The sequence below is a fragment of the Pseudomonas sp. 10(2024) genome (assembly GCF_045164175.1).
In the GTDB taxonomy this organism is placed as follows: domain Bacteria; phylum Pseudomonadota; class Gammaproteobacteria; order Pseudomonadales; family Pseudomonadaceae; genus Aquipseudomonas; species Aquipseudomonas alloputida.
The window spans coordinates 5,402,261-5,422,536 of sequence record NZ_CP174006.1; the positions used below are offsets into that span (position 1 = coordinate 5,402,261).

Annotated in this window: 17 protein-coding genes, 1 pseudogene and 1 riboswitch; of the genes and pseudogenes, 11 read left to right on the forward strand and 7 right to left on the reverse strand. The window is 62.7% G+C overall.

Annotated features, from left to right (window positions below; all coding sequences use genetic code 11):
• Positions 1–71 precede the first annotated feature (71 nt).
• The 4 genes and pseudogenes from ACI7M0_RS24445 to ACI7M0_RS24460 all read left to right on the forward strand — a co-directional run bounded on the left by ACI7M0_RS24445 (position 72) and on the right by ACI7M0_RS24460 (position 4,727).
• Entirely contained in the window at positions 72–1,064 is a 993-nt protein-coding gene (locus ACI7M0_RS24445; protein WP_003249377.1) for a metalloregulator ArsR/SmtB family transcription factor, read from the forward strand.
• A gap of 18 nt (positions 1,065–1,082) precedes the next feature.
• Positions 1,083–2,273, forward strand: a complete 1,191-nt coding sequence (metK, locus tag ACI7M0_RS24450; protein WP_003249375.1) for a methionine adenosyltransferase — start codon at positions 1,083–1,085, stop codon at positions 2,271–2,273.
• 230 nt (positions 2,274–2,503) lie between these two features.
• Positions 2,504–4,202: pseudogene (gene ligB / locus ACI7M0_RS24455) on the forward strand (NAD-dependent DNA ligase LigB).
• A gap of 132 nt (positions 4,203–4,334) precedes the next feature.
• Positions 4,335–4,727 (forward strand): DUF1090 domain-containing protein, encoded by a 393-nt coding sequence (locus ACI7M0_RS24460; RefSeq protein WP_020191823.1) that lies wholly within the window; start codon positions 4,335–4,337, stop codon positions 4,725–4,727.
• A 74-nt stretch (positions 4,728–4,801) separates the two neighbouring features.
• Here the strand turns inward: ACI7M0_RS24460 and ACI7M0_RS24465 are convergent, their stop codons facing one another.
• Positions 4,802–5,260, reverse strand: a complete 459-nt coding sequence (locus tag ACI7M0_RS24465) for a cytochrome c (protein ID WP_064492989.1) — start codon at positions 5,258–5,260, stop codon at positions 4,802–4,804.
• Between the two features lie 119 nt (positions 5,261–5,379).
• On the opposite strand from ACI7M0_RS24465, the gene ACI7M0_RS24470 reads away from it, so the two are divergent.
• On the forward strand, positions 5,380–6,531 hold the full coding sequence (locus ACI7M0_RS24470; RefSeq protein WP_129933157.1) for a murein transglycosylase A: 1,152 nt from the start codon (positions 5,380–5,382) through the stop codon (positions 6,529–6,531).
• A 111-nt stretch (positions 6,532–6,642) separates the two neighbouring features.
• Here ACI7M0_RS24470 and ACI7M0_RS24475 read toward each other — a convergent pair whose 3' ends face one another.
• Together ACI7M0_RS24475 and ACI7M0_RS24480 are read right to left on the reverse strand one after the other, a co-directional pair.
• A complete protein-coding gene (locus ACI7M0_RS24475; RefSeq protein WP_010955544.1) occupies positions 6,643–7,029 on the reverse strand; it encodes an MAPEG family protein in 387 nt (128 codons plus the stop codon).
• Positions 7,030–7,057: 28 nt separating this feature from the next.
• Complete coding sequence (locus ACI7M0_RS24480; protein WP_020191826.1) at positions 7,058–7,891, reverse strand: DMT family transporter; 834 nt, start codon at positions 7,889–7,891, stop codon at positions 7,058–7,060.
• A 282-nt stretch (positions 7,892–8,173) separates the two neighbouring features.
• Here ACI7M0_RS24480 and ACI7M0_RS24485 point away from each other — a divergent pair, with 282 nt between their 5' ends.
• Positions 8,174–9,409 (forward strand): sodium:proton antiporter, encoded by a 1,236-nt coding sequence (locus ACI7M0_RS24485; RefSeq protein ID WP_104962677.1) that lies wholly within the window; start codon positions 8,174–8,176, stop codon positions 9,407–9,409.
• 111 nt (positions 9,410–9,520) lie between these two features.
• Here ACI7M0_RS24485 and ACI7M0_RS24490 read toward each other — a convergent pair whose 3' ends face one another.
• Entirely contained in the window at positions 9,521–9,922 is a 402-nt protein-coding gene (locus tag ACI7M0_RS24490; protein WP_003249362.1) for an acyl-CoA thioesterase, read from the reverse strand.
• 178 nt (positions 9,923–10,100) lie between these two features.
• A riboswitch (S-adenosyl-L-homocysteine riboswitch) is annotated at positions 10,101–10,197 on the forward strand.
• 20 nt (positions 10,198–10,217) lie between these two features.
• On the opposite strand from ACI7M0_RS24490, the gene ahcY reads away from it, so the two are divergent.
• The 5 genes from ahcY (at position 10,218) to ACI7M0_RS24515 (ending at position 16,866) form a co-directional block, all read left to right on the forward strand.
• On the forward strand, positions 10,218–11,627 hold the full coding sequence (gene ahcY / locus ACI7M0_RS24495; protein ID WP_129933155.1) for an adenosylhomocysteinase: 1,410 nt from the start codon (positions 10,218–10,220) through the stop codon (positions 11,625–11,627).
• Between the two features lie 166 nt (positions 11,628–11,793).
• A complete protein-coding gene (metF, locus tag ACI7M0_RS24500; RefSeq protein ID WP_020191829.1) occupies positions 11,794–12,639 on the forward strand; it encodes a methylenetetrahydrofolate reductase [NAD(P)H] in 846 nt (281 codons plus the stop codon).
• A 93-nt stretch (positions 12,640–12,732) separates the two neighbouring features.
• Positions 12,733–13,809 carry a hypothetical protein gene (locus ACI7M0_RS24505; protein ID WP_104962678.1) on the forward strand — a complete coding sequence of 359 codons (1,077 nt, stop codon included), beginning with the start codon at positions 12,733–12,735 and terminating at the stop codon, positions 13,807–13,809.
• A gap of 169 nt (positions 13,810–13,978) precedes the next feature.
• A complete protein-coding gene (locus ACI7M0_RS24510; RefSeq protein WP_104962679.1) occupies positions 13,979–14,767 on the forward strand; it encodes an ABC transporter substrate-binding protein in 789 nt (262 codons plus the stop codon).
• Positions 14,768–14,985: 218 nt separating this feature from the next.
• The gene (locus ACI7M0_RS24515) at positions 14,986–16,866 is read left to right on the forward strand and encodes a DEAD/DEAH box helicase (protein WP_020191535.1); all 1,881 of its coding nucleotides are present in this window, start codon (positions 14,986–14,988) and stop codon (positions 16,864–16,866) included.
• Between the two features lie 140 nt (positions 16,867–17,006).
• Here the strand turns inward: ACI7M0_RS24515 and ACI7M0_RS24520 are convergent, their stop codons facing one another.
• The 3 genes from ACI7M0_RS24520 to ACI7M0_RS24530 all read right to left on the reverse strand — a co-directional run bounded on the left by ACI7M0_RS24520 (position 17,007) and on the right by ACI7M0_RS24530 (position 20,237).
• Complete coding sequence (locus ACI7M0_RS24520) at positions 17,007–17,585, reverse strand: YceI family protein (RefSeq protein ID WP_020191536.1); 579 nt, start codon at positions 17,583–17,585, stop codon at positions 17,007–17,009.
• A gap of 32 nt (positions 17,586–17,617) precedes the next feature.
• Positions 17,618–18,169 carry a cytochrome b gene (locus ACI7M0_RS24525; RefSeq protein WP_129933153.1) on the reverse strand — a complete coding sequence of 184 codons (552 nt, stop codon included), beginning with the start codon at positions 18,167–18,169 and terminating at the stop codon, positions 17,618–17,620.
• Positions 18,170–18,368: 199 nt separating this feature from the next.
• Positions 18,369–20,237 carry a flavin monoamine oxidase family protein gene (locus ACI7M0_RS24530; protein ID WP_129933151.1) on the reverse strand — a complete coding sequence of 623 codons (1,869 nt, stop codon included), beginning with the start codon at positions 20,235–20,237 and terminating at the stop codon, positions 18,369–18,371.
• Positions 20,238–20,276 lie beyond the last annotated feature (39 nt).

The following is a 20,276-nucleotide window of genomic DNA, read 5'->3' on the forward strand; positions in this document are numbered from 1 at the left end:
TCATCGCCAATATCAAAACTTTTTGATATTGGCCTTGCTAGGGCATCGATGCCTGTCTAGACTGCCGCCCCATGAATCTGCGTGCGCAATCGATCCCCGAACAACGCGAAACATTGGCCGCCCTGTGCAAAGCCAGTGGCGATGCGCTGCGCCTGAACGTATTGCGCGCCCTGGCCAACGACTCGTTCGGCGTGCTGGAGCTGGCGCAGATCTTCGACATCGGCCAGTCGGGCATGAGCCATCACCTCAAGGTGCTGGCTCAGGCCGACCTCGTGGCAACCCGCCGCGAAGGCAACGCCATCTTCTACCGCCGTGCCCTGCCCGATGGCCTGCGCCTGGGTGGCCGGCTGCACGCGGCGCTGCTCGAAGAAGTCGACGACCTGGCCCTGCCGCCCGATGTGCAGGCGCGCATAGCCCATGTCCAGCAGCGACGGGCGGCCACCAGCCAGGACTTCTTCCTGCGCGTGGAAGAGAAGTTCCGTGCCCAGCAGGACCTGATCGCCGGCCTTCCGCAGTACCGCGACAGCCTGCTGGCGCTGCTCGACAAACTGCATTTCGACCCGGCCGCCAGCGCGCTGGAAGTCGGCCCCGGCGACGGTGGCTTCCTGCCCGACCTGGCCCGGCGCTTCGCCCAGGTCACCGCCCTGGACAACAGCCCTACCATGCTCGAGCTTGCGCGCCAGGTGTGCCAGCGCGAAGGGCTCGACAACGTGAACCTGCAGTTGGCCGATGCACTGGGTGCAACGGATGTGGCCGCCGACTGCGTTGTGCTGAACATGGTGCTGCACCATTTCAGCGACCCGGCCCTGGCCTTGCGCCAGCTGGCCAAACGGGTGAAGGCAGGCGGCAGCCTGCTGGTCACCGAACTGTGCAGCCATGACCAGGGGTGGGCGCGCGAAGCCTGCGGCGACCTCTGGCTGGGCTTCGAACAGGACGACCTGGCGCGCTGGGCCAACGCTGCCGGGCTGGCCCATGCGGACAGCCTGTACGTGGGCTTGCGTAACGGTTTCCAGATCCAGGTCCGCCATTTTCAGCGGACGGCTGGCGACATACACCATCGGTAAATTTCAGGAACCTTCGAGATGAGCGAATACTCCCTTTTCACCTCCGAGTCCGTGTCCGAAGGGCATCCGGACAAGATCGCCGACCAGATTTCGGACGCAGTCCTTGATGCCATCATCGCTCAGGACAAATACGCCCGCGTAGCCTGCGAAACCCTGGTCAAGACCGGTGTCGCCATCATCGCCGGCGAAGTCACCACTTCGGCCTGGGTCGACCTGGAAGACCTGGTGCGCAAAGTCATCATCGACATCGGCTACAACAGCTCCGACGTCGGCTTCGACGGCGCCACCTGCGCCGTGATGAACATCATCGGCAAACAGTCGGTAGACATCGCCCAGGGCGTGGACCGCTCCAAGCCAGAAGACCAGGGCGCCGGTGATCAGGGCCTGATGTTCGGCTATGCCAGCAACGAAACCGAAGTCCTGATGCCTGCACCGATCTGCTTCTCGCACCGTCTGGTAGAACGCCAGGCCGAGGCGCGCAAGTCCGGCCTGCTGCCATGGCTGCGCCCGGATGCCAAGTCGCAGGTCACCTGCCGCTACGAGAACGGCAAAGTGGTCGGTATCGACGCCGTGGTGCTGTCGACCCAGCACAATCCGGAGGTTTCGCAGAAAGACTTGCAAGAAGCCGTGATGGAGCTGATCGTCAAGCACACCCTGCCGGCCGAACTGCTGCACAAAGGCACCCAGTACCACATCAACCCGACCGGCAACTTCATCATCGGTGGCCCGGTGGGTGACTGCGGCCTGACTGGCCGCAAGATCATCGTCGACTCTTACGGTGGCATGGCCCGTCACGGGGGTGGCGCGTTCTCCGGCAAGGACCCGTCCAAGGTCGACCGTTCCGCTGCCTACGCCGGCCGCTACGTGGCCAAGAACATCGTCGCCGCCGGTTTGGCCGAGCGTTGCGAGATTCAGGTGTCGTACGCCATCGGCGTGGCCCAGCCGACCTCCATCTCGATCAACACCTTCGGTACCGGCAAGGTCTCCGACGACAAGATCATCCAGCTGGTGCGTGAGTGCTTCGACCTGCGTCCATACGCCATCACCACCATGCTCGACCTGCTGCACCCGATGTATCAGGAAACCGCTGCCTACGGCCACTTCGGCCGCACCCCGCAGCAGAAGACTGTCGGCGACGACACCTTCACCACCTTCACCTGGGAGCGCACCGACCGCGCCCAGTCGCTGCGTGACGCTGCCGGCCTGTAAGAGCTTCCTGCAGCGCCAGACGAAAGCCCCTGCCGAGCGATCGGCAGGGGCTTTTTTGTGCCTGTCACGGCATGTCCATCGCCCGTGAGATCGAGCGCCGCGCTCGTTTTTTGCTCCGCCTCGGGCTTGGAGACGAACACCAGCGAAATATCACCTGACAACTGCACGCACCGCCCGCCCCGCCACCCGCCTACGCTAAGCGCTTCCCCGCCATGCAAGGATGCCAGGCCATGCCGTACCTGTTGTTGTTCGCCCTGCTATTTGTGCTGAACACCCCATTGGCCAGGGCTGCCTCATGCCCACACTGGAGCCCGCAACAGGTCAAGGCCGAAGTTGCGCAACTGCGCGCCACGCTTGCCCGATGGGACGAGCACTACCATCGCCAGGGCATAGCCCTGGTGGCCGACGAACTGTACGACCAGAGCCGCGAGCGCCTGAACCACCTGCAGCAGTGCTTCGCGGTTGGCACCAGCCCCTCCCCTGGCCAGCGCTCGCGGCCCGGTCCCCCACCCTGTGCCGCATACCGGCGTCGACAAGCTGGCAGACCGCCAGGCCGTGGCGCGATGGATGGCCGGCAAGACCGGCGTGTGGGTACAGCCCAAGGTCGACGGCGTAGCCGTTTCCCTCACTTACCAACAGGGCCGATTGGTACAGCTGACCAGCCGGGGGGACGGTGTACACGGCCATGACTGGAGCCGACACATCCCACAGCTCGGCGCTGTCACACGGCAGTTGCCCGAGGCGGTCGACCTGCACTTGCAAGGTGAACTGTATCTGCGCCTGGACGAACATGTGCAAGCCAAGGCAGGCAGCGCCAACGCCCGGGGTACCGTGGCAGGGCTGCTCGCACGCAAGCAACTGACTGGCGCACAAGGCAACGCTATCGGCCTGTTCGTGTGGGGCTGGCCGCACGGCCCCGAGCAACAGGCCGAACGCCTCGCCCAGCTGGCACGACTGGGTTTTCCGGACAGCCAGCTTTACAGCATCGCCATCGACACGCTGGAGGATGCAGCACACTGGCGCGAGCACTGGTATCGCTCTGCTCTGCCCTTCGCCACCGACGGTGTGATCCTGCGCCAGGGCAGTCGGCCACCTGCCGAGCGCTGGCAGGCCAAGGCGCCATACTGGATCGCGGCCTGGAAGTACCCCTATGCACAAGCCTTGGCCGAAGTACGCGACGTGCGCTTTCGGGTCGGCCGCACTGGCAGGGTCACGCCCGTTCTTCACCTGCAACCCGTTACCCTCGATGACCGGCGCATTAGCCAAGTCAGCCTTGGGTCGCTGGCGCGCTGGCAACGCCTGGATATTCGCCCTGGCGATCAGGTGGCCATCAGCCTTGCCGGGCTGACCATTCCGCGGCTCGAACACGTCGTGCACCGCGCTGTAGAGCGCCAACCGATAACCGCACCAGCACCCGACCAGCATCATGCCCACAGCTGCTGGCAAGCCAGCGAGGGCTGTGATGAGCAGTTCATTGCCCGACTCACCTGGCTTGGCGGTAAACAGGGCCTGGCCTTGCCACGCACCGGGCCGGGCACATGGCGTCGGCTGGTCGAAGCTGGCTTGGTAACGTCCATGGCCGACTGGCTGCAGCTCGATGCCGAGCGCCTGCAGCAGGCCCCCGGTATCAGCAGGCTCACTGCGGCACACCTGATGGGCAGTTTCGACGAAGCCCGCTCACGCCCATTCGATCAGTGGCTGCGCGCCCTTGGCGTGCCCATTGGCAAGCATTTGCCACTGACTGGCGACTGGCAGGCGCTGGCTTCACGCAGTGCCGGGCAATGGCAAACCGTGCCCGGCATCGGCGCAAAACGCTCGCGCCAACTTGTGGAATTTTTCGCGGCATCCGAGGTGCAAGCCATTGCCGCACAGTTGGCCGAAGCCGGCATAGAAGGTTTCCGGACCCCACCCCAGCGCATTGAGCAATGATTTTTTACCAAATAGTGCGTAGGAAAAACCCGAGACTCCGGCAGAAAACCTCACCAAGGGTTTCTAAATGGGCAAAACCAAGGCAGGATTTCCCCCAACTTTTGCTGCCCCGCCCCGTTAGGGAGGCTTTTCATGAAACGTATTTCGACTCTTTTCCTGCTCGCAACACTGGGCCTGGCCGCGGGCACTGCTCAGGCTGCCCAGCCGGATGCCGGCCTGACCGGTTGCGCCGCCAAGCGCAGCGCCATCGAAAACCAGCTGAAAATTGCCCGTGACCACGGCAACAGCGACCAGGTTGCAGGGCTGGAGGAAGCCCTGCGCGGTGTGGACAACTGCACCGACGCCAGCCTGCGCAAGGAACGTGAGCAGAAGGTGCTCGATGCGCGTCACGAAGTGGCGCAGCGGGAAAAGGACTTGAAGAAGGCAGAGAAGAAAGGCGACGCCGAGAAGATCAACAAACGCAAGGACAAGCTGGCCGAGTCGCGTAAAGAGCTGCAGGAAGCGGTCGACGCTCTCGACCGCTAAGGCATCTGGCCGGCAAGCCTGGTCTTTGTGGAATTTGTACACGCCTCGAAGGTTTGCGCAAACAGCACAGCCATTCAATGATTACGAAATTCGCTATGACAGGCCTTGCACGCAGCCTCGACCTTGTCCATCGGTGCCTTCAATTGCGCAGCATCCAGTGGCTGGTTGCGGGTGACATCGACCAGTTCGCCGGTGACGCCCTCAAGCTGCCGGGCCAGGTCATGGAACCGCGCCTGGCGCTCCCACACTTCGGCACGGGCGGCGCTGTCACCACCATCGCGCACCTGTGGAAAATGCTGCCACGGCTGATGCGACAGGCTGTCCAGCTTCAGCGCGCCGTCGGCAAACTTCACCCCGTCGAACGGCAACCGGCCACGCAGCATGCCGCCGAGGTCCTCGCTGGTCTTGAGCATGTCCTTGAAGATCACCTTGCGTTTGCCCAGCGGCGAATTCGGGTCAACCCGGTCACAACCCGTCAGAGCCCCTCCCAGGGCAAGTGCTGCCAGCAGAACAACGGTCAATCGCTTAAACATCACGCTCACTTCGGCCTACGCAAATGGGCGGCCAGTATCGCTGCCCCTGGGCCAAACACCAATAGCCACATAAAAGACAGGGGCGAACCTTCATGTTCGCTCATGACAGGAATGCACACATGAAATCTGCCCTGCGCCACCTGGCCTGGACACTGCCGGTGCTGGCTTTGCTGGCCGGCTGCAACGGCGGCGAGAGCGCCAAGCCCGAGCCCCACGCTGTCGCCACCTATGCCCCGGCCACTTGGAAAGACTTGCCGGCCGTCAGCGATGAAGACCTGCTGGCAGGCTTTTATGCATGGCGCAACGGCTGCGAAAAACTCAAGCGCGACCCGGTGTGGGCCGCCACCTGCGAAGCGGCCGGCAGCGCCACAGCCAGCGCCGCCCAAGTGCGAACCTTCCTTGAACAGAACCTGCAGGTGTACGGCCTGCGCTCTGCAGAGAACAATGCCAACGGCCTGATTACCGGCTACTACGAGCCGGTCTACCCAGGCAGCCTGAGCCAATCGGCAACCAACCATGTGGCGGTCTACGGCATCCCTGATGACATGATCGTGGTCGACCTGGCCAGCGTGTACCCCGAACTGAAGGGCAAACGCCTGCGCGGCCGCCTGGAGGGTCGGGTGCTCAAGCCCTACGACACGGCCGAAGTCATCAACCGTAACGGCGTCAAGGCACCGGTGCTGGCCTGGCTGACCGACCCGATGGACCTGCAATTCCTGCAGATCCAGGGTTCTGGCCGGGTGCAACTGGAGGACGGCCGTCAACTGCGCCTGGGCTACGCCGACCAGAACGGCCACCCCTATCGGCCGATCGGCCGCTGGCTGGTGGAGCAAGGTCAGCTGAAAAAAGAAGAAGTGAGCATGGGCGCCATTCATGCCTGGGCCCAGGCCAACCCGCAGCGCGTACCAGAGCTGCTGGCCAGCAACCCCAGCTACGTATTCTTCAGCACCCGCCCGGACAGCAACGAAGGCCCGCGCGGCTCGCTGAACGTACCGCTTACCGCCGGCTACAGCGTGGCCATCGACCGCAAGGTGATTCCCCTGGGCAGCCTGTTGTGGCTTTCCACTACGCGCCCGGACGGCTCGCCAGTGGTGCGCCCGGTGGGTGCGCAGGACACTGGTGGGGCGATTGCGGGTGAAGTGCGTGCCGACCTGTTCTGGGGCACCGGGCCGGAAGCCGGCGAGCTGGCGGGGAACATGAAACAGCAGGGGCAGATCTGGATGCTCTGGCCTAAAGGCCAGCCGCTACCTGAGGTACCTAAGGTACCTTGATCGGCGATGGATTCTTCGCGGGCTTGCCCGCTCCCACAGGTACACCACAGCCCTTGAATACTGTGGTGTACCTGTGGGAGCGGGCAAGCCCGCGAAGAAGACCACTCGGTTTCAGATGGAAACCACGAAGAACGACACGATCAGTGCCAGGCTGGCAAACCACACCAGCGACCGCAAGGCAGCCCAGTCGGCCAGGTAGCAGATGATGTAAAGCAAGCGGCTGGTGATATACATCACCCCCAGCACATCCTGGGTCACCTGCTCTGCATTGCCCACGATATCCGCCACAAGCACCGCCGCAGCAAATGCCGGAAACGCTTCGTAGCCATTCTGCTGCGCTGCATGGGCACGCCGCGGCAGGCCCGACAAGGTATCGAGGAAGGCTCGCGGATCGTGATTGTCCTTGAGGCCGAAGCGGCCACTGCTCGCCTTGGCGATCAAGGCACAAAGCGGGTTCAACAGCAGCGCAATCAGGATGCACCACAGGGCAACAGTCATGGACAGGACTCCTTGTTCAGTCTTCAGTTCAAAGCTTCATTACCAGCATGCCGGCCAACACCAGCCCGCAAGCTAGGAGTCTCGGCCCGCCAAAAGGTTCTTTGAGGTAGCGCATACCCAGCAGCACCACCAGTATCACGCTCAACTCCCGCAGTGCCGCCGCTTCGGCCACTGACCCCAGGTGCATGGCCCACAGCACCAGGGCATAGCTGAACAATACGCAGAACCCTACCGCCAACCCAAGGCGCCATTGGGTTCGCCAGAACAGTACGAATGGCGCCCGCCGCGCTACGCCCGCCAACAACGGGAATTGCCAGGCGCTGAGCAGGGTCAGCCAGACCAGGTAATCCCACGGTTTGCCCCACAGGCGCACGGCCTGGCCGTCGAACCAGGTGTAGCAACCAATGCACAGGCCAATCAAGGCAACCACCGGCAGCATCGACCATGGCAGCCGGTCACCGCCGCCGCCCTGCCACAACAGGCAGGCCATGCCACAGGGGATCAACAGGATACCGATGATCTGCTGCTGGCTCAGCGATTCCCCGGCAAAGGCCAGGGTCAGCCCCAGCACCACCAGCGGTGACAGCCCGCGCATCAGAGGATAGACCAGCCCCAGGTCGCCCACGCGGTAGGCCTTGATCAGCAGATAGCGGTACAACTGCTCAGCCAGTGCCGAGGCTACCAACCAGGGCCAGATTTCAGCAGGCGGAACATCGACGAAGGGCACCGCCAGCACCGCGAAGGCCAGCGCTACCGTGTCCATGCTGGCAATTACCAGCAAGCGCTCGCCACTGAATTTGATCAAGGTATTCCAGGTTGCATGCAGCAGGGCGGCAACCAGCACCAGAGATGTTGCCAACACGCCTTCTTGTCCTTATGGCTTTTCATGGCTGTGAATATATAGCGTTCAGGGGGGCTTTGTGGGAGCGGGCATGCCCGCGAAGAATGCAACTCGGTGTATGGCACCGGCTTTGCCGGTGTTCGCGGGCACGCCCGCTCCCACAGGGTAACCAGTGCAGACTGTCACGGGAACGATTTGGACTAATTCGGTCAAACCCTGTGCCCCGAACCCCGTGCCAGGTCATCAAAGAACTGCCCGAGTCACTCGGGTAACGACTTGGAAGCCACTGTTACAGGATTCGGGATGCTTGAATTAGTTGCCGCGTTTATTTGCCTCACCACCCTTCTTACCTATGTCAATTACCGCTTCATCGGCCTGCCCCCCGCTATCGGCGTGATGGTTACGGCGCTGTTGTTTTCCCTGATATTGCAAGGCCTGAGCCTTGTCGGCTTCCCTGGCCTGGAAGAGCGCGTCGAAGGGCTGATGAACCAGATCGACTTCAACGATCTGCTCATGCACTGGATGCTGGCGTTCCTGCTGTTTGCCGGCGCCCTGCACGTCAACCTCAGCGACTTGCGCAGCTACCGCTGGCCGATCGGCCTGCTGGCTACCTTGGGCGTGCTGATTGCCACCGTGGTCATCGGCTACCTGTCACATTGGGTGTTTGCCCTGTTCGGCTGGCAGGTGCCCCTGATCTACTGCCTGCTGTTCGGTGCACTGATCTCACCGACCGACCCGATTGCAGTGCTTGGCGCGCTGCGTACTGCCAATGCGCCCAAACCGCTTAAAACCACCATCGTCGGCGAGTCACTGTTCAACGACGGCACGGCAGTCGTGGTATTCACCGTGTTGCTGGGCATCATCCAGCTGGGTGAAACACCGAGCATGGCCGACACGGCGATCCTGTTCGCCCGCGAGGCCATTGGCGGTGTGGTGTTCGGTGGCCTGATCGGCTACGCCACCTACCGCATGATCAAGAGCGTCGAGCAGTACCAGGTGGAGGTCATGCTGACCCTGGCGCTGGTAATCGGTGGTTCGGCGATGTGCTACGAGCTGCATGTGTCGGCACCGATCGCCATGGTGGTGGCAGGCCTGATCATCGGCAACCTGGGGCGCAACCTGGCGATGAATGACATGACCCGCCGTTACATGGACGGTTTCTGGGAGCTGATCGACGACATGCTCAATGCCCTGCTGTTCGCATTGATCGGCCTGGAGCTGTTGCTGCTGCCGTTCAACTGGATGCACCTGGCGGCCGGCGGCGTGCTGGCGCTGGCAGTGCTGCTGTCGCGCCTGTTGACGGTGGCCCCGGCGATCGTGTTGCTGCGGCGCTGGCGCCCGGTGCCCAAAGGCACGGTGCGGGTGCTGACCTGGGGTGGCCTGCGCGGTGGCGTGTCGGTGGCACTTGCACTGTCGCTACCGCTGGGCGAGGAACGGGACCTGCTGCTGTCGATCACCTACATCGTGGTGTTGTCGTCGATTCTGGTGCAGGGGTTGAGCATTGGGCGGGTGGTGCGCAAGGTCAGCGCCCAGCCTTGAGAATGCCGGGGCCGCTTTGCGGCCCATTCGCGGTAAACCCGCTCCTACGGGGGCGCGTCCCCCTGTAGGAGCGGGTTTACCCGCGAAGAGGCCGGCACAGGCAACCAGGGTCTATTCGACTGCCGAATCCGGGAACTGGTCCTGCACGTACTTGATCTCGGTGCGCCCATGGGCTGCCGGCAAGCCATCCTCGCCCAGGTTGACGAACACCATCTTGTCGACAGTCAGAATGCTCTTGCGGGTTATCTTGTTACGCACTTCGCACTTGAGGGTGATCGAGGTGCGGCCGAACGCGGTAGCGGTGATGCCCAGCTCGATGATGTCACCCTGACGCGAAGCACTGACGAAGTTGATTTCCGACATGTACTTGGTCACCACACGCTGGTTGCCCAACTGGACGATGGCGTAGATCGCCGCCTCTTCATCGATCCAGCGCAACAGGCTGCCACCGAACAGGGTGCCATTGGGGTTGAGGTCTTCGGGTTTAACCCACTTGCGGGTGTGAAAGTTCATCTGTACTCCTGACCTGCTTGGCTAACGTGTAGCAATGATGGCAGAGCGGCTGCCTTCGCTCCATTGAACATCGACTATCGTCGCGATTAATCGACGGAAAACCTTGGGCAAGCCGGCGGGGGCAGCTATAATCTGCGCCGTTTTACATGGTTGCCCACAGCGGAGCCATGCCCGCCACCTGTCCGAGGGGCGCTGCAGCAGGCTAGGCCTGTCAGGCTCGGATGGGGCGTTGCTCGCTCCCGCGAGCGCTTAACGCACAACGGCGCCCATTCGCACATTACGAATGGAGGCTCTCATGAGCGCTGCAAACATGCCTGCTGGTTTTACCGATTACAAAGTCGCCGACATCTCCCTGGCCGCCTGGGGCCGTCGCGAAACCATCATTGCCGAATCGGAAATGCCTGCGCTGATGGGCCTGCGTCGCAAGTACCTGGCCGAGCAACCGCTCAAGGGTGCGAAGATCCTGGGCTGCATCCACATGACCATCCAGACCGCCGTGCTGATCGAAACCCTGGTTGCCTTGGGTGCCGAAGTGCGCTGGTCGTCCTGCAACATCTTCTCGACTCAAGACCAGGCCGCCGCCTCGATCGCCGCCGCCGGTATCCCGGTTTTCGCCTGGAAAGGTGAAACCGAAGAAGAATACGAGTGGTGCCTGGAGCAGACCATCCTGAAAGATGGCCAGCCATGGGACGCCAACATGATCCTCGACGACGGTGGTGACCTGACCGAACTGCTGCACAAGAAGTACCCGCAGGTACTGGACCGCGTGCACGGCGTGACCGAAGAGACCACCACCGGCGTACACCGCCTGCTGGACATGCTGGCCAAGGGCGAGCTGAAAGTCCCGGCGATCAACGTCAACGACTCGGTCACCAAGAGCAAGAACGACAACAAGTACGGCTGCCGTCACAGCCTGAACGATGCCATCAAGCGTGGTACCGACCACCTGCTGTCGGGCAAGCAGGCCCTGGTGATCGGCTACGGTGACGTGGGCAAGGGCTCGGCCCAGTCCCTGCGTCAGGAAGGCATGATCGTCAAGGTCTCCGAAATTGACCCGATCTGCGCCATGCAGGCCTGCATGGACGGCTTCGAGCTGGTCTCGCCGTTCATCGACGGTATCAACGACGGCACCGATGCCAGCATCGACAAGGCCCTGCTGGGCAAGATCGACCTGATCGTGACCACCACCGGTAACGTCAATGTCTGCGACGCCAACATGCTCAAGGCCCTGAAAAAGCGTGCCGTAGTCTGCAACATCGGCCACTTCGACAACGAGATCGACACCGCCTTCATGCGCAAGAACTGGGCCTGGGAAGAGGTCAAGCCGCAGGTTCACAAGATCCACCGTACCGGCGCTGGCAGCTTCGACCCGCAGAACGACGACTACCTGATCCTGCTGGCCGAAGGCCGCCTGGTCAACCTGGGCAACGCCACTGGCCACCCAAGCCGCATCATGGACGGCTCGTTCGCCAACCAGGTTCTGGCACAGATCTTCCTGTTCGAGCAGAAGTTCGCTGACCTGCCGGCCGAAAAGAAAGCCGAGCGCCTGACCGTTGAAGTGCTGCCGAAGAAACTCGACGAAGAAGTGGCCCTGGAAATGGTCCGCGGCTTCGGCGGCGTGGTCACCCAGCTGACCAAGCAGCAAGCCGACTACATCGGCGTGACCGTCGAAGGCCCGTTCAAGCCGCACGCCTACCGCTACTAAGCGGCAAGCTTGAAGCTGCAAGTGGCAGGCAAAGGCATACCGTGCCGTTGCCACTTGCAGCTCCGGAAACACAGATCTTGAACGACGCCCAAGCCAGACCGGCCATCACCGATCTGGCTTTTACTTGCAGCTTGCCGCCAGACGCTTGTTGCCAGAGGAACGCCTGATGTCACAAGAACGCCGCTACAGTTTCGAGTTCTTCCCGACCAAGACCGATGCCGGTCACGAAAAGCTGATGGGCGTCGCCCGCCAGCTGGCCACCTATAACCCGGACTTCTTCTCCTGCACCTACGGTGCCGGTGGCTCGACCCGCGACCGCACGCTCAATACCGTGCTGCAGCTGGAAAGCGAAGTGAAGATACCTGCCGCGCCGCACCTGTCGTGCGTGGGCGACACCAAGGCCGAATTGCGTGCCCTGCTGGCCGAGTACAAGGCAGCCGGCATCAAACGCATTGTCGCTCTGCGTGGTGACCTGCCGTCGGGCATGGGAATGGCCAGTGGTGAACTGCGCTATGCCAGTGACCTGGTCGAGTTCATCCGCCAGGAAACCGCTGATCACTTCCACCTGGAAGTGGCTGCCTACCCGGAAATGCACCCGCAGGCGCGCAACTTCGAGGCGGATCTGGCCAACTTTGTGCACAAGGTCAAGGCCGGTGCCGACAGCGCCATCACCCAGTACTTCTTCAACGCCGACAGCTACTTCTACTTCGTCGAGCGTGCACAGAAGCTGGGCGTGGAGATTCCGGTGGTACCGGGCATCATGCCGATCACCAACTACAGCAAGCTGGCCCGCTTCTCCGATGCCTGTGGCGCCGAGATCCCGCGCTGGATCCGCAAGCAGCTGGAAGCCTATGCCGACGACACCGCCAGCATCCAGGCCTTCGGCGAAGAAGTGATTACCCGCATGTGCGAACAGCTGTTGCAAGGCGGCGCGCCGGGCCTGCACTTCTATACCTTGAACCAGGCCGAACCGAGCCTGGCGATCTGGAACAACCTGAAGCTGCCGCGCTGAAATCTTTTGGCAAAGTCTGCTTAAGAAATGATTAAGGCTTTGGTCATAGACTAAAGCCTTATTCATTTTCGGGTTAAACAGGTCTTGCCTGCCATGCAGCACACCCAACCTTCGCGCCCACAGCTTGTATACCTGGCTTTTGGCCCGGCAACCTACCATCAGGAAGCCTGCTTCAGCATCGTCAGCGCCCTCGCCCAGCTAGGCAGCGCAGCCGGCGAGGCCATGGACATCCAGGTCTACACCGACAATGCGCAGCCCTACGCCAGGCTGCCCGTCACCGTCCACCTGCTGGACGAGGCCACGCGCCAGGCATGGAATGCCCCGCACGGTTATCACTTTCGCAGCAAGCATGTGCTGTTGCGCCAGGTACTGCAGCAACACCCGCTGGCAGTGCTGATCGACACCGATACCTTCTTCCGCACCTCGCCGTTGCATCTGTTCGCCCGCGTGGCGCCCAACCGCCTGCTGTGCAACGCCATCGGCACGCGCTACGGCGCTGACCAGAAGTGCCTGTTGTACAAGAACCTGCTGGCCATTCTCGAGTCCCGGGGACTGGCCGACTGCCAGATGCCGCTCGTCAATTCCGGCGTTATCGGCCTCACTGCCGAGAACTGCGACACCCTGGACCGCTCCATCGCCATGATGGACGAATTCTACCCCTTGGCTCGGGAGGCCTATACCCTTGAGGAGTTCTGCCTGGCAGTAGCGGCCTACCGCAACCTGGAGCTGGCCGAGTGTACCGATGTCATCCATCACTACTGGAGCCGGAAGGCGCAGTTCCGCGCCAAGATCCAGGCCTGGCTGCGCAAGCACGAGCACGACCCACTCAGCCCCTCGGCCTTGGCCGACGTTGCGCTGGTCAACGACCAACTGCCGCGACCACCCACTCTGCACCGCCTGGGTTACAAGGCGTTGAGCCTGACCCTGCCCAGTCACGAGCGCCAGTTCGCCCGCGAATTGCTCTATGGCTGCTACCCCTACCCCAATGAGTTCGACCGCGCCTGTGCGTCCGCCTGGTGGGACAAGGCCCTGGAAAACCTCAATGACCGCTACGGCCACGTGGAGCCCGAGCGGCTGCGTCAGTGCCTGCGCCATCCGGGGCTACGGCTATCGCTGGGCGAGCGGCGCAAGGATATCGAGGCGCATCTGCTGCGAACCACTCAAGCCTGATGTGCCCGCAAAACTCATTGCCTTGCGCGGTCTGGTGGGAGCGGGCGTGCCCGCGAAGAGAGCAACCCGATCGTTGGCACCGGCTTCGCCGGTGTTCGCGGGCACGCCCGCTCCCACATCGATAATGCATGCCTTTACCGTACACCGGCCGAGCGCGTAATCTCCGGCCATGCCACATATCGCCCGTCTGTTCTGGATCCTGCTGCTCGTTTGCCTGAGCCCGTTGGCTCTGGGCGAACGCTTGCGCCTGGTAACCGACGACTGGGCACCTTATGTGTTTCAGCACAACGGCCAACCGCGCGGCATCGACTACGAAGTCGCCAGCCAGGTCTTCGCACGCCTCGGCGTCGAGGTGGAGTGGCAATTCCTGCCTTGGAAGCGCTGCTTGGCGATGGCTGAGCAGGGCCTGGCCGATGGCATTCTCGACATTTTCCAGACGGAGGCGCGCCAACCCTACATGGTGTACGGCTCCGAACCCATGTCGGAGGTCGAATTCGTCCTGTTCCAAAGCCGCACGCGCCGCCATACCGTCACCCACCTGGACGACCTCGCCGGCCTCACCGTCGGCACATCACCCGGCTACGCCTACGGTAAAGCGTTCACCGAGGCCCCGCACTTCAAGCGCGAAGCCGCACCCACCCACGAAGCCAACTTCGGCAAGCTGGTGCTGGGCCGTATCGACCTGGCGATCACCGACCGCAGGGTCGGGCATTACCTGCTCCGCCAGCTCGGCCTGCAACAGCAAGTCGAAGAACTGCCGCTGGTAGTCAGCCGCCAGGCGCAGTATTTGGGCCTGGTGCGCAAGCCTGGGCGCGAGGCACTGGCCGTGGCCTTTGCCGAAGAGCTGCAGCGGTTCAAGCAGGAGCCGGCCTATGCAGCGATCAGCAACCGTTATACAAGCGACACTGGAAACATTCTCAACGCCGTTGAGCAGCAGGAAAGCAGCACAGCGCGATAGCTCTGTTATACTCGGGCCTTCCCGCCCGGCTCACGCCCGGACGCTCGGCCTCGCAACAGGCATCCCGATCGGTACCGACGCCCCTTCGCGTCCAGCCTCCGTTTCCCGGATGTGCAGTGAAAGCCCAGCTGGACCGGACGCGATCGCATTTCATCGATGCCCGTCGCGCCAGGCAGAACATCCCAACGGGCCCAGCCCACACGAGAACAGGATCGCCCATGTCCTTTGCTTCCCTCGGTCTCTCCGAGGCTCTTGTCCGCGCTATCGAGGCTGCGGGCTACACCCAGCCGACCCCCGTGCAACAGCGGGCTATTCCCGCCGTGTTGCAAGGCCGCGACCTGATGGTTGCCGCACAGACAGGTACGGGTAAAACCGGCGGCTTCGCCCTGCCGATTCTCGAGCGCCTGTTCCCGGCCGGCCATCCCGACAAATCGCAGCGCCACGGCCCACGCCAGCCTCGCGTGCTGGTCCTGACACCGACCCGCGAACTGGCAGCCCAGGTGCATGACAGTTTCAAGGTCTATGCCCGTGACCTGCCACTGGTCAGCGCCTGCATCTTCGGCGGCGTTGGCATGAACCCGCAGATCCAGGCCATTGCCAAAGGCGTTGATGTGCTGGTCGCCTGCCCAGGCCGCCTGCTCGACCTGGCCGGTCAAGGCAAGGTCGACCTGGCCCACGTGGAAATCCTGGTACTTGATGAAGCCGATCGCATGCTCGACATGGGCTTCATCCACGACGTCAAGAAGGTCCTCGCCCGCCTGCCGGCCAAACGCCAGAACCTGCTCTTCTCGGCCACCTTCTCCAAGGACATCACCGACCTCGCCGACAAGCTCCTGCACAACCCGGAGCGTATCGAGGTCACCCCGCCGAACACCACCGTCGAGCGTATCGAGCAGCGGGTGTATCGCCTGCCTGCCAGCCACAAGCGTGCCCTGCTGGCGCACCTGATTACCCTGGGTGCCTGGGAACAGGTGTTGGTGTTCACCCGAACCAAGCATGGCGCCAACCGCCTGGCCGAGTACCTGGAAAAGCAAGGCCTGACCGCCGCCGCGATCCACGGTAACAAGAGCCAGAACGCCCGCACCAAGGCTTTGGCCGACTTCAAGGCCAACAGCGTGCGCGTACTGGTCGCCACCGACATCGCTGCCCGCGGCCTGGACATCGACCAGTTGCCCCACGTTGTCAACTTCGAGCTGCCGAATGTCGAGGAGGACTACGTCCACCGCATTGGCCGTACCGGCCGTGCCGGTCGGTCGGGCGAAGCAATTTCCCTGGTCGCGCCAGATGAAGAGAAGCTGCTCAAGAGCATCGAGCGGGTGACCAAGCAGCGCATCGCGGATGGCGACCTGATGGGCTTCGACGCCAGCCAGGTCGAAGCCGAAAAGCCCGAAGCACGCGAGCGCCCACAGAACAACGGCCGCGGCGGCCGCAACCAGCAAGCCCGTGGCGAAGGTGCTAAAGACAGCAACGGCGGCCGCAAGGACAAAGGCAAGGACAAAGGCAAAGCCAGGCAGCAAGCTGCGGCCAAGCCGGACGACAAGGAAAAGAGCGGCGACAAGCAGCAACCGCGCAAGCCGCGTGACAAGAAGCCACGCCCGCAGCAGGCCAGCAGTAACAGCGTTCCGAAGCCGCCGGCAGACCGCGACCCGGAAGAATTCCTGGACGACGAGCTCGATAACTTCGGTAACCGCGCCGACTATGTCAGCCCGTACCAAGGCAAGAACCAGGGCCGCAACCGCCGCCCGGGTGGTGCTGGCCAAGGTCAGGGGCAAGGCAATGGCCAACGCAGCAACGCTGGCGGCCAGGGCCAAGCTCGCAATGGCGGCCAGCCACGCAGTGGTGGCGGAGAAAAACGCCCGCCTCGCGCCAACAACGGTGGCGGTGCCCGTCGTGATGGCGGCGGTGGCCGTGGTCGCCCAGCGCGTGACGATGCTGCCCGGCAAGAGCCGGCCGTGCGCAACCCGCGTCAGCCGGAAAAACAGCCAGTGATCATTCGCAAGGAGTCCAAGCTGGACCGTTTCCCGACGCCTGAGCAACTGGATGACCTGCCAAGCCGCCCACGCGGTGAGCGCCCAGCGCTGCTGACCCGCAAGGGCTGATAGAAGTACCGAGGGGGCTGCTTCGCAGCCCTATCACGACACAAGGCCGCGCCTGCAGAGAATTTCTTGATCTCTGCAGGCGCGGCCTTGTGTCGTGATAGGGCCGCAAAGCGGCCCCCTCGGTTTTCAGCTGGCAGAAATTACTTCTGCTTCACACCTTCGACACTGATATCCAGGTCCAGGGTCTGCGAAGTAGCACCTGGGCCTTTGATGCCGAAGTCGTTCAGGTTCAGCGTCGTGGTGGCGTTGAAGCCTGCGCGCTCACCACCCCATGGGTCCTTGCCTTCACCGTTGAAGGTAGCCTTGAACGTCACCGGTTTGGTGACACCGTGCATGGTCAGGTCACCAGTCACGTCAGCCGTCTTGTCGCCAGTCGACTTGACGCTGGTGGAGACGAATTTGGCGTCCGGGTACTTCTTCACGTCGAGGAAGTCGGCGCTGGCGATGTGCTTGTCACGCTCGGCGTGGTTCGACCACAGGCTGGCAGTTTTCAAGTCGACGCTGATCTTGCTGGCTTCAGGCTTGGCACTGTCCCAGGTGAAGCTGCCGTCGAAATCCTTGAAAGTACCGTGGATGAAGCTGTAGCCCAGGTGGCTGATTTTCCAGTCAACGAACGCGTGCTGGCCTTCCTTGTCGATCTTGTACTCGGCAGCCATGGCCTGGCCAGCAGAGAGCAGAGCGGTACCGAGCGCCAGAGCGGCAAAAGTCTTTTTCAACATCCTGTTCCTTCCTGTGTAATTGAGGTTGAGAGTCAAGCTTTGCGGCCCAGCATGCGAGTCAGGGTCGCGTCACGGTCGATGAAATGATGCTTGAGCGCGGCAAGGGCATGCAGCACGGCAAAAATCACCAGCCCCCAAGCCAGCCACAAATGAACCACACCCGCCACATCTGCCTGGTCAGGCAGGTCGCTGATCAGTGCCGGCACTTCGAAAAGGCCGAACACCGGAATGCCGACGCCGTCGGCGGTGGAAATCAGGTAACCGGCAACCATCACCGCAAACAGCCCAAGGTACAGGGCCAGGTGGCCCAGCGTGGCCGCCAGGCTTGTGACCGCACCATGGTTGGTTGGTGCCGGTGGTGGCGGGCTGATGAAACGCCAGACTACCCGCAGCAGCATCACCGCCAGCAGCACCAGGCCGATGCTCTTGTGCAGGTCCGGGCCAGCTTTGCGCCAAGGGCTGTAGTAGTCCAGGCCGACCATCCACAAGCCCAGGCCGAACAGGCCGAAAACTGCCAGCGCCACGCCCCAGTGCAGGATGATGCTGACCACGCCGTAGCGAGAAGGTGAATTGCGCAGTTGCATGTTGCGTGTTTCCCCGTGAAAGCTATGCACAGACTAACGCGTAACGTATCGAATAAAAGCGGAAAAAATTGCTTTGGATTATCGAGGAATCCGATATTTATTCTGTTAGCTGACCATTAAGAAAACATTAACGATAGTCGGAGAGTTGGGGTTGCAGTGCCGGCCCTCAGGCTGCGAACAGGCCGGCACTGTCGATCGATCAGCCCGCCTTGGCCTGGGTATTGGTTACAGCCTTCTTCGCAGGCTCCGACTTGGCTGTCGCCTTTTTCGTCTCGGCAGGCTTGTGGGCTGGCTTGTGCGCGGGCGCATGCTTGGCGGGAGCGGCTTTGGTTGCCGCAGGCTTGGCAGCCGTTTCCTTGGCCACAGGCGCAGGCGCTGCAGGAGCCGGAGCCGCCTGTGGAGCGGGCGCAGGTGCAGGCGCCACTTCCTCAGCCTTGGCAATTGGCTCAACCTTCGCCTCTGGCGCTTGCGCCCCGCCAAACAGGCGCTTGAAGAAGCCTGGCTTGTCCTGCTTGTCCTGCTTGGCCTCTTCGGCCTGCTTAGGCTCAGCTTTGGCCGGCGCCTTGTCAGCTTTGTCGCCCTTGTCGGACGAACCGCCGAACATATTGGAGAAGAAGCCGCCCTTGCTCTCCTTGGCGGCCGCCGCACCTGCCGCCGCCGCAACCGGCAGCGCCTTGGCCGGGTCGAACGACTTGCCGGCCAACAGGTCCTGTGCCTGGCTGGCCGCACGCTGGCCACTGCGCAGGGCGCCTTCCAGGGTGCCCGGGTACAGGGCATCCGTGTGCTCACCGGCAAAGGTCATGCGCTGCACCGGACGCTCCCACAGGCGCCAGTATTTACTGATCTGCCCTGGGCCGTAGGCCAGGTAGGCACCACCCGTGCCAGCGTCCGCGCTGTATCGCTTGACCTCGTAACCAGTGAACGCGCCACGGGCCTGGGGGTAGAACGCATGCAGACGGATCAGCACCTGGTCGACCATCTGCTTTTCACCAAAGGCCTGCAGCAGGCGTGCGTTGTCGCCGGACAGGTTGATCACCACGTTGGCACCACCCTTGAGCGCCGGCTCGACCCACAGCATGCCGAGGCCGGCGTTACTGTAGATTTCGCCCGACATGCGTGCACGGCTTTCCCATACGGGTTTCTTGAACTTGAGCATGATCTGGTCGCGCCAACCATAGTTGGTGCCCTTGAGCGCCGCCAGGTGCTGGCTGTCCAGGCCAGGGGTCATCTGAATCTTGGCCAGCGCGCGCAGGGGCACAGCCATGACCAGATAGTCCGCCTTGTAGCCGACGCTGCCGACTTTTACCGTGACACCATCCTTGTCCTGGACAATGGCGGTAACCGGCGAGTTGGTCTTGATGGTTTTCAGCTGCTTGACGAAAGCCTGGGCCAGCACCGGGCTGCCACCGGGCAGGCGCGCAGCGCGCAGGTCGCGGTCGCTGACGCCGCGGTAGACGCGGTTCTGCTGGGCGAAGTACAGCAGCGACAGGCGCGACGGTTCATCGTAGCGGGTGCGGATCTGCTGATTGATCAACTGACGGGCGGTGGCCGGCAGTTGCAGTTTGTCCAGCCAGGTGGAGACATTGATCTGGTCGAGGGCGAACAGCGTGCTGGTTGCCTGCGGGTTCAGCGGGTCATCGATCGAACGGGCCAGGTCATCGAGGGTTTTCTCATAACGCTTGAGCGCCTCGGCAGTGGCCGGTTGCTTGGTGGCCAGGTCGCTGGCGCTGAAGTACTCGCCGTCGATCAGGTAACCCGGGGTACGCACGAACTCGGGCGCCGGCAGTGTTTCAAGCTTGAAACGGTCGAGGTACTGGTTGAGCACCGGCTGTGCCTTGGCGTTGCCGATCCACTCGCTGGTCGCCAGGCCCGAACGCCCGCCCATGCCCGCCTTGGCCTCCAGCAAGGTCACCTGCCAGCCTTTGTTCTGCAGCTCGTAGGCTGCCGTCAGGCCTGCCAGGCCACCCCCCACGACAATCGCCGTGGGCGTCTTGTCTTTTGCCAGCGCAGCGCCGCTGGACACACCAATCAATACCAACGCGCACAGGCGCACCCAAGCAGCAGCCATGTCGGCGAACTCCGAGTCAGAGGTTACAGAAACGGGGAG

Bases quoted from the DNA above. Each gene is read 5' to 3' on its own strand.
- ACI7M0_RS24525 (WP_129933153.1), bottom strand. From the start codon at position 18,169: ATGCAACTGCGCAATTCACCTTCTCGCTACGGCGTGGTCAGCATCATC.
- ACI7M0_RS24460 (WP_020191823.1), top strand. From the start codon at position 4,335: ATGAAACGTATTTCGACTCTTTTCCTGCTCGCAACACTGGGCCTGGCC.
- ACI7M0_RS24530 (WP_129933151.1), bottom strand. From the start codon at position 20,237: ATGGCTGCTGCTTGGGTGCGCCTGTGCGCGTTGGTATTGATTGGTGTG.
- metK (WP_003249375.1), top strand. From the start codon at position 1,083: ATGAGCGAATACTCCCTTTTCACCTCCGAGTCCGTGTCCGAAGGGCAT.
- ACI7M0_RS24445 (WP_003249377.1), top strand. From the start codon at position 72: ATGAATCTGCGTGCGCAATCGATCCCCGAACAACGCGAAACATTGGCC.
- ACI7M0_RS24515 (WP_020191535.1), top strand. From the start codon at position 14,986: ATGTCCTTTGCTTCCCTCGGTCTCTCCGAGGCTCTTGTCCGCGCTATC.
- ACI7M0_RS24520 (WP_020191536.1), bottom strand. From the start codon at position 17,585: ATGTTGAAAAAGACTTTTGCCGCTCTGGCGCTCGGTACCGCTCTGCTC.
- metF (WP_020191829.1), top strand. From the start codon at position 11,794: ATGTCACAAGAACGCCGCTACAGTTTCGAGTTCTTCCCGACCAAGACC.
- ACI7M0_RS24475 (WP_010955544.1), bottom strand. From the start codon at position 7,029: ATGACTGTTGCCCTGTGGTGCATCCTGATTGCGCTGCTGTTGAACCCG.
- ACI7M0_RS24490 (WP_003249362.1), bottom strand. From the start codon at position 9,922: ATGAACTTTCACACCCGCAAGTGGGTTAAACCCGAAGACCTCAACCCC.
- ahcY (WP_129933155.1), top strand. From the start codon at position 10,218: ATGAGCGCTGCAAACATGCCTGCTGGTTTTACCGATTACAAAGTCGCC.
- ACI7M0_RS24505 (WP_104962678.1), top strand. From the start codon at position 12,733: ATGCAGCACACCCAACCTTCGCGCCCACAGCTTGTATACCTGGCTTTT.
- ACI7M0_RS24465 (WP_064492989.1), bottom strand. From the start codon at position 5,260: ATGTTTAAGCGATTGACCGTTGTTCTGCTGGCAGCACTTGCCCTGGGA.
- ACI7M0_RS24485 (WP_104962677.1), top strand. From the start codon at position 8,174: ATGCTTGAATTAGTTGCCGCGTTTATTTGCCTCACCACCCTTCTTACC.
- ACI7M0_RS24510 (WP_104962679.1), top strand. From the start codon at position 13,979: ATGCCACATATCGCCCGTCTGTTCTGGATCCTGCTGCTCGTTTGCCTG.
- ACI7M0_RS24470 (WP_129933157.1), top strand. From the start codon at position 5,380: ATGAAATCTGCCCTGCGCCACCTGGCCTGGACACTGCCGGTGCTGGCT.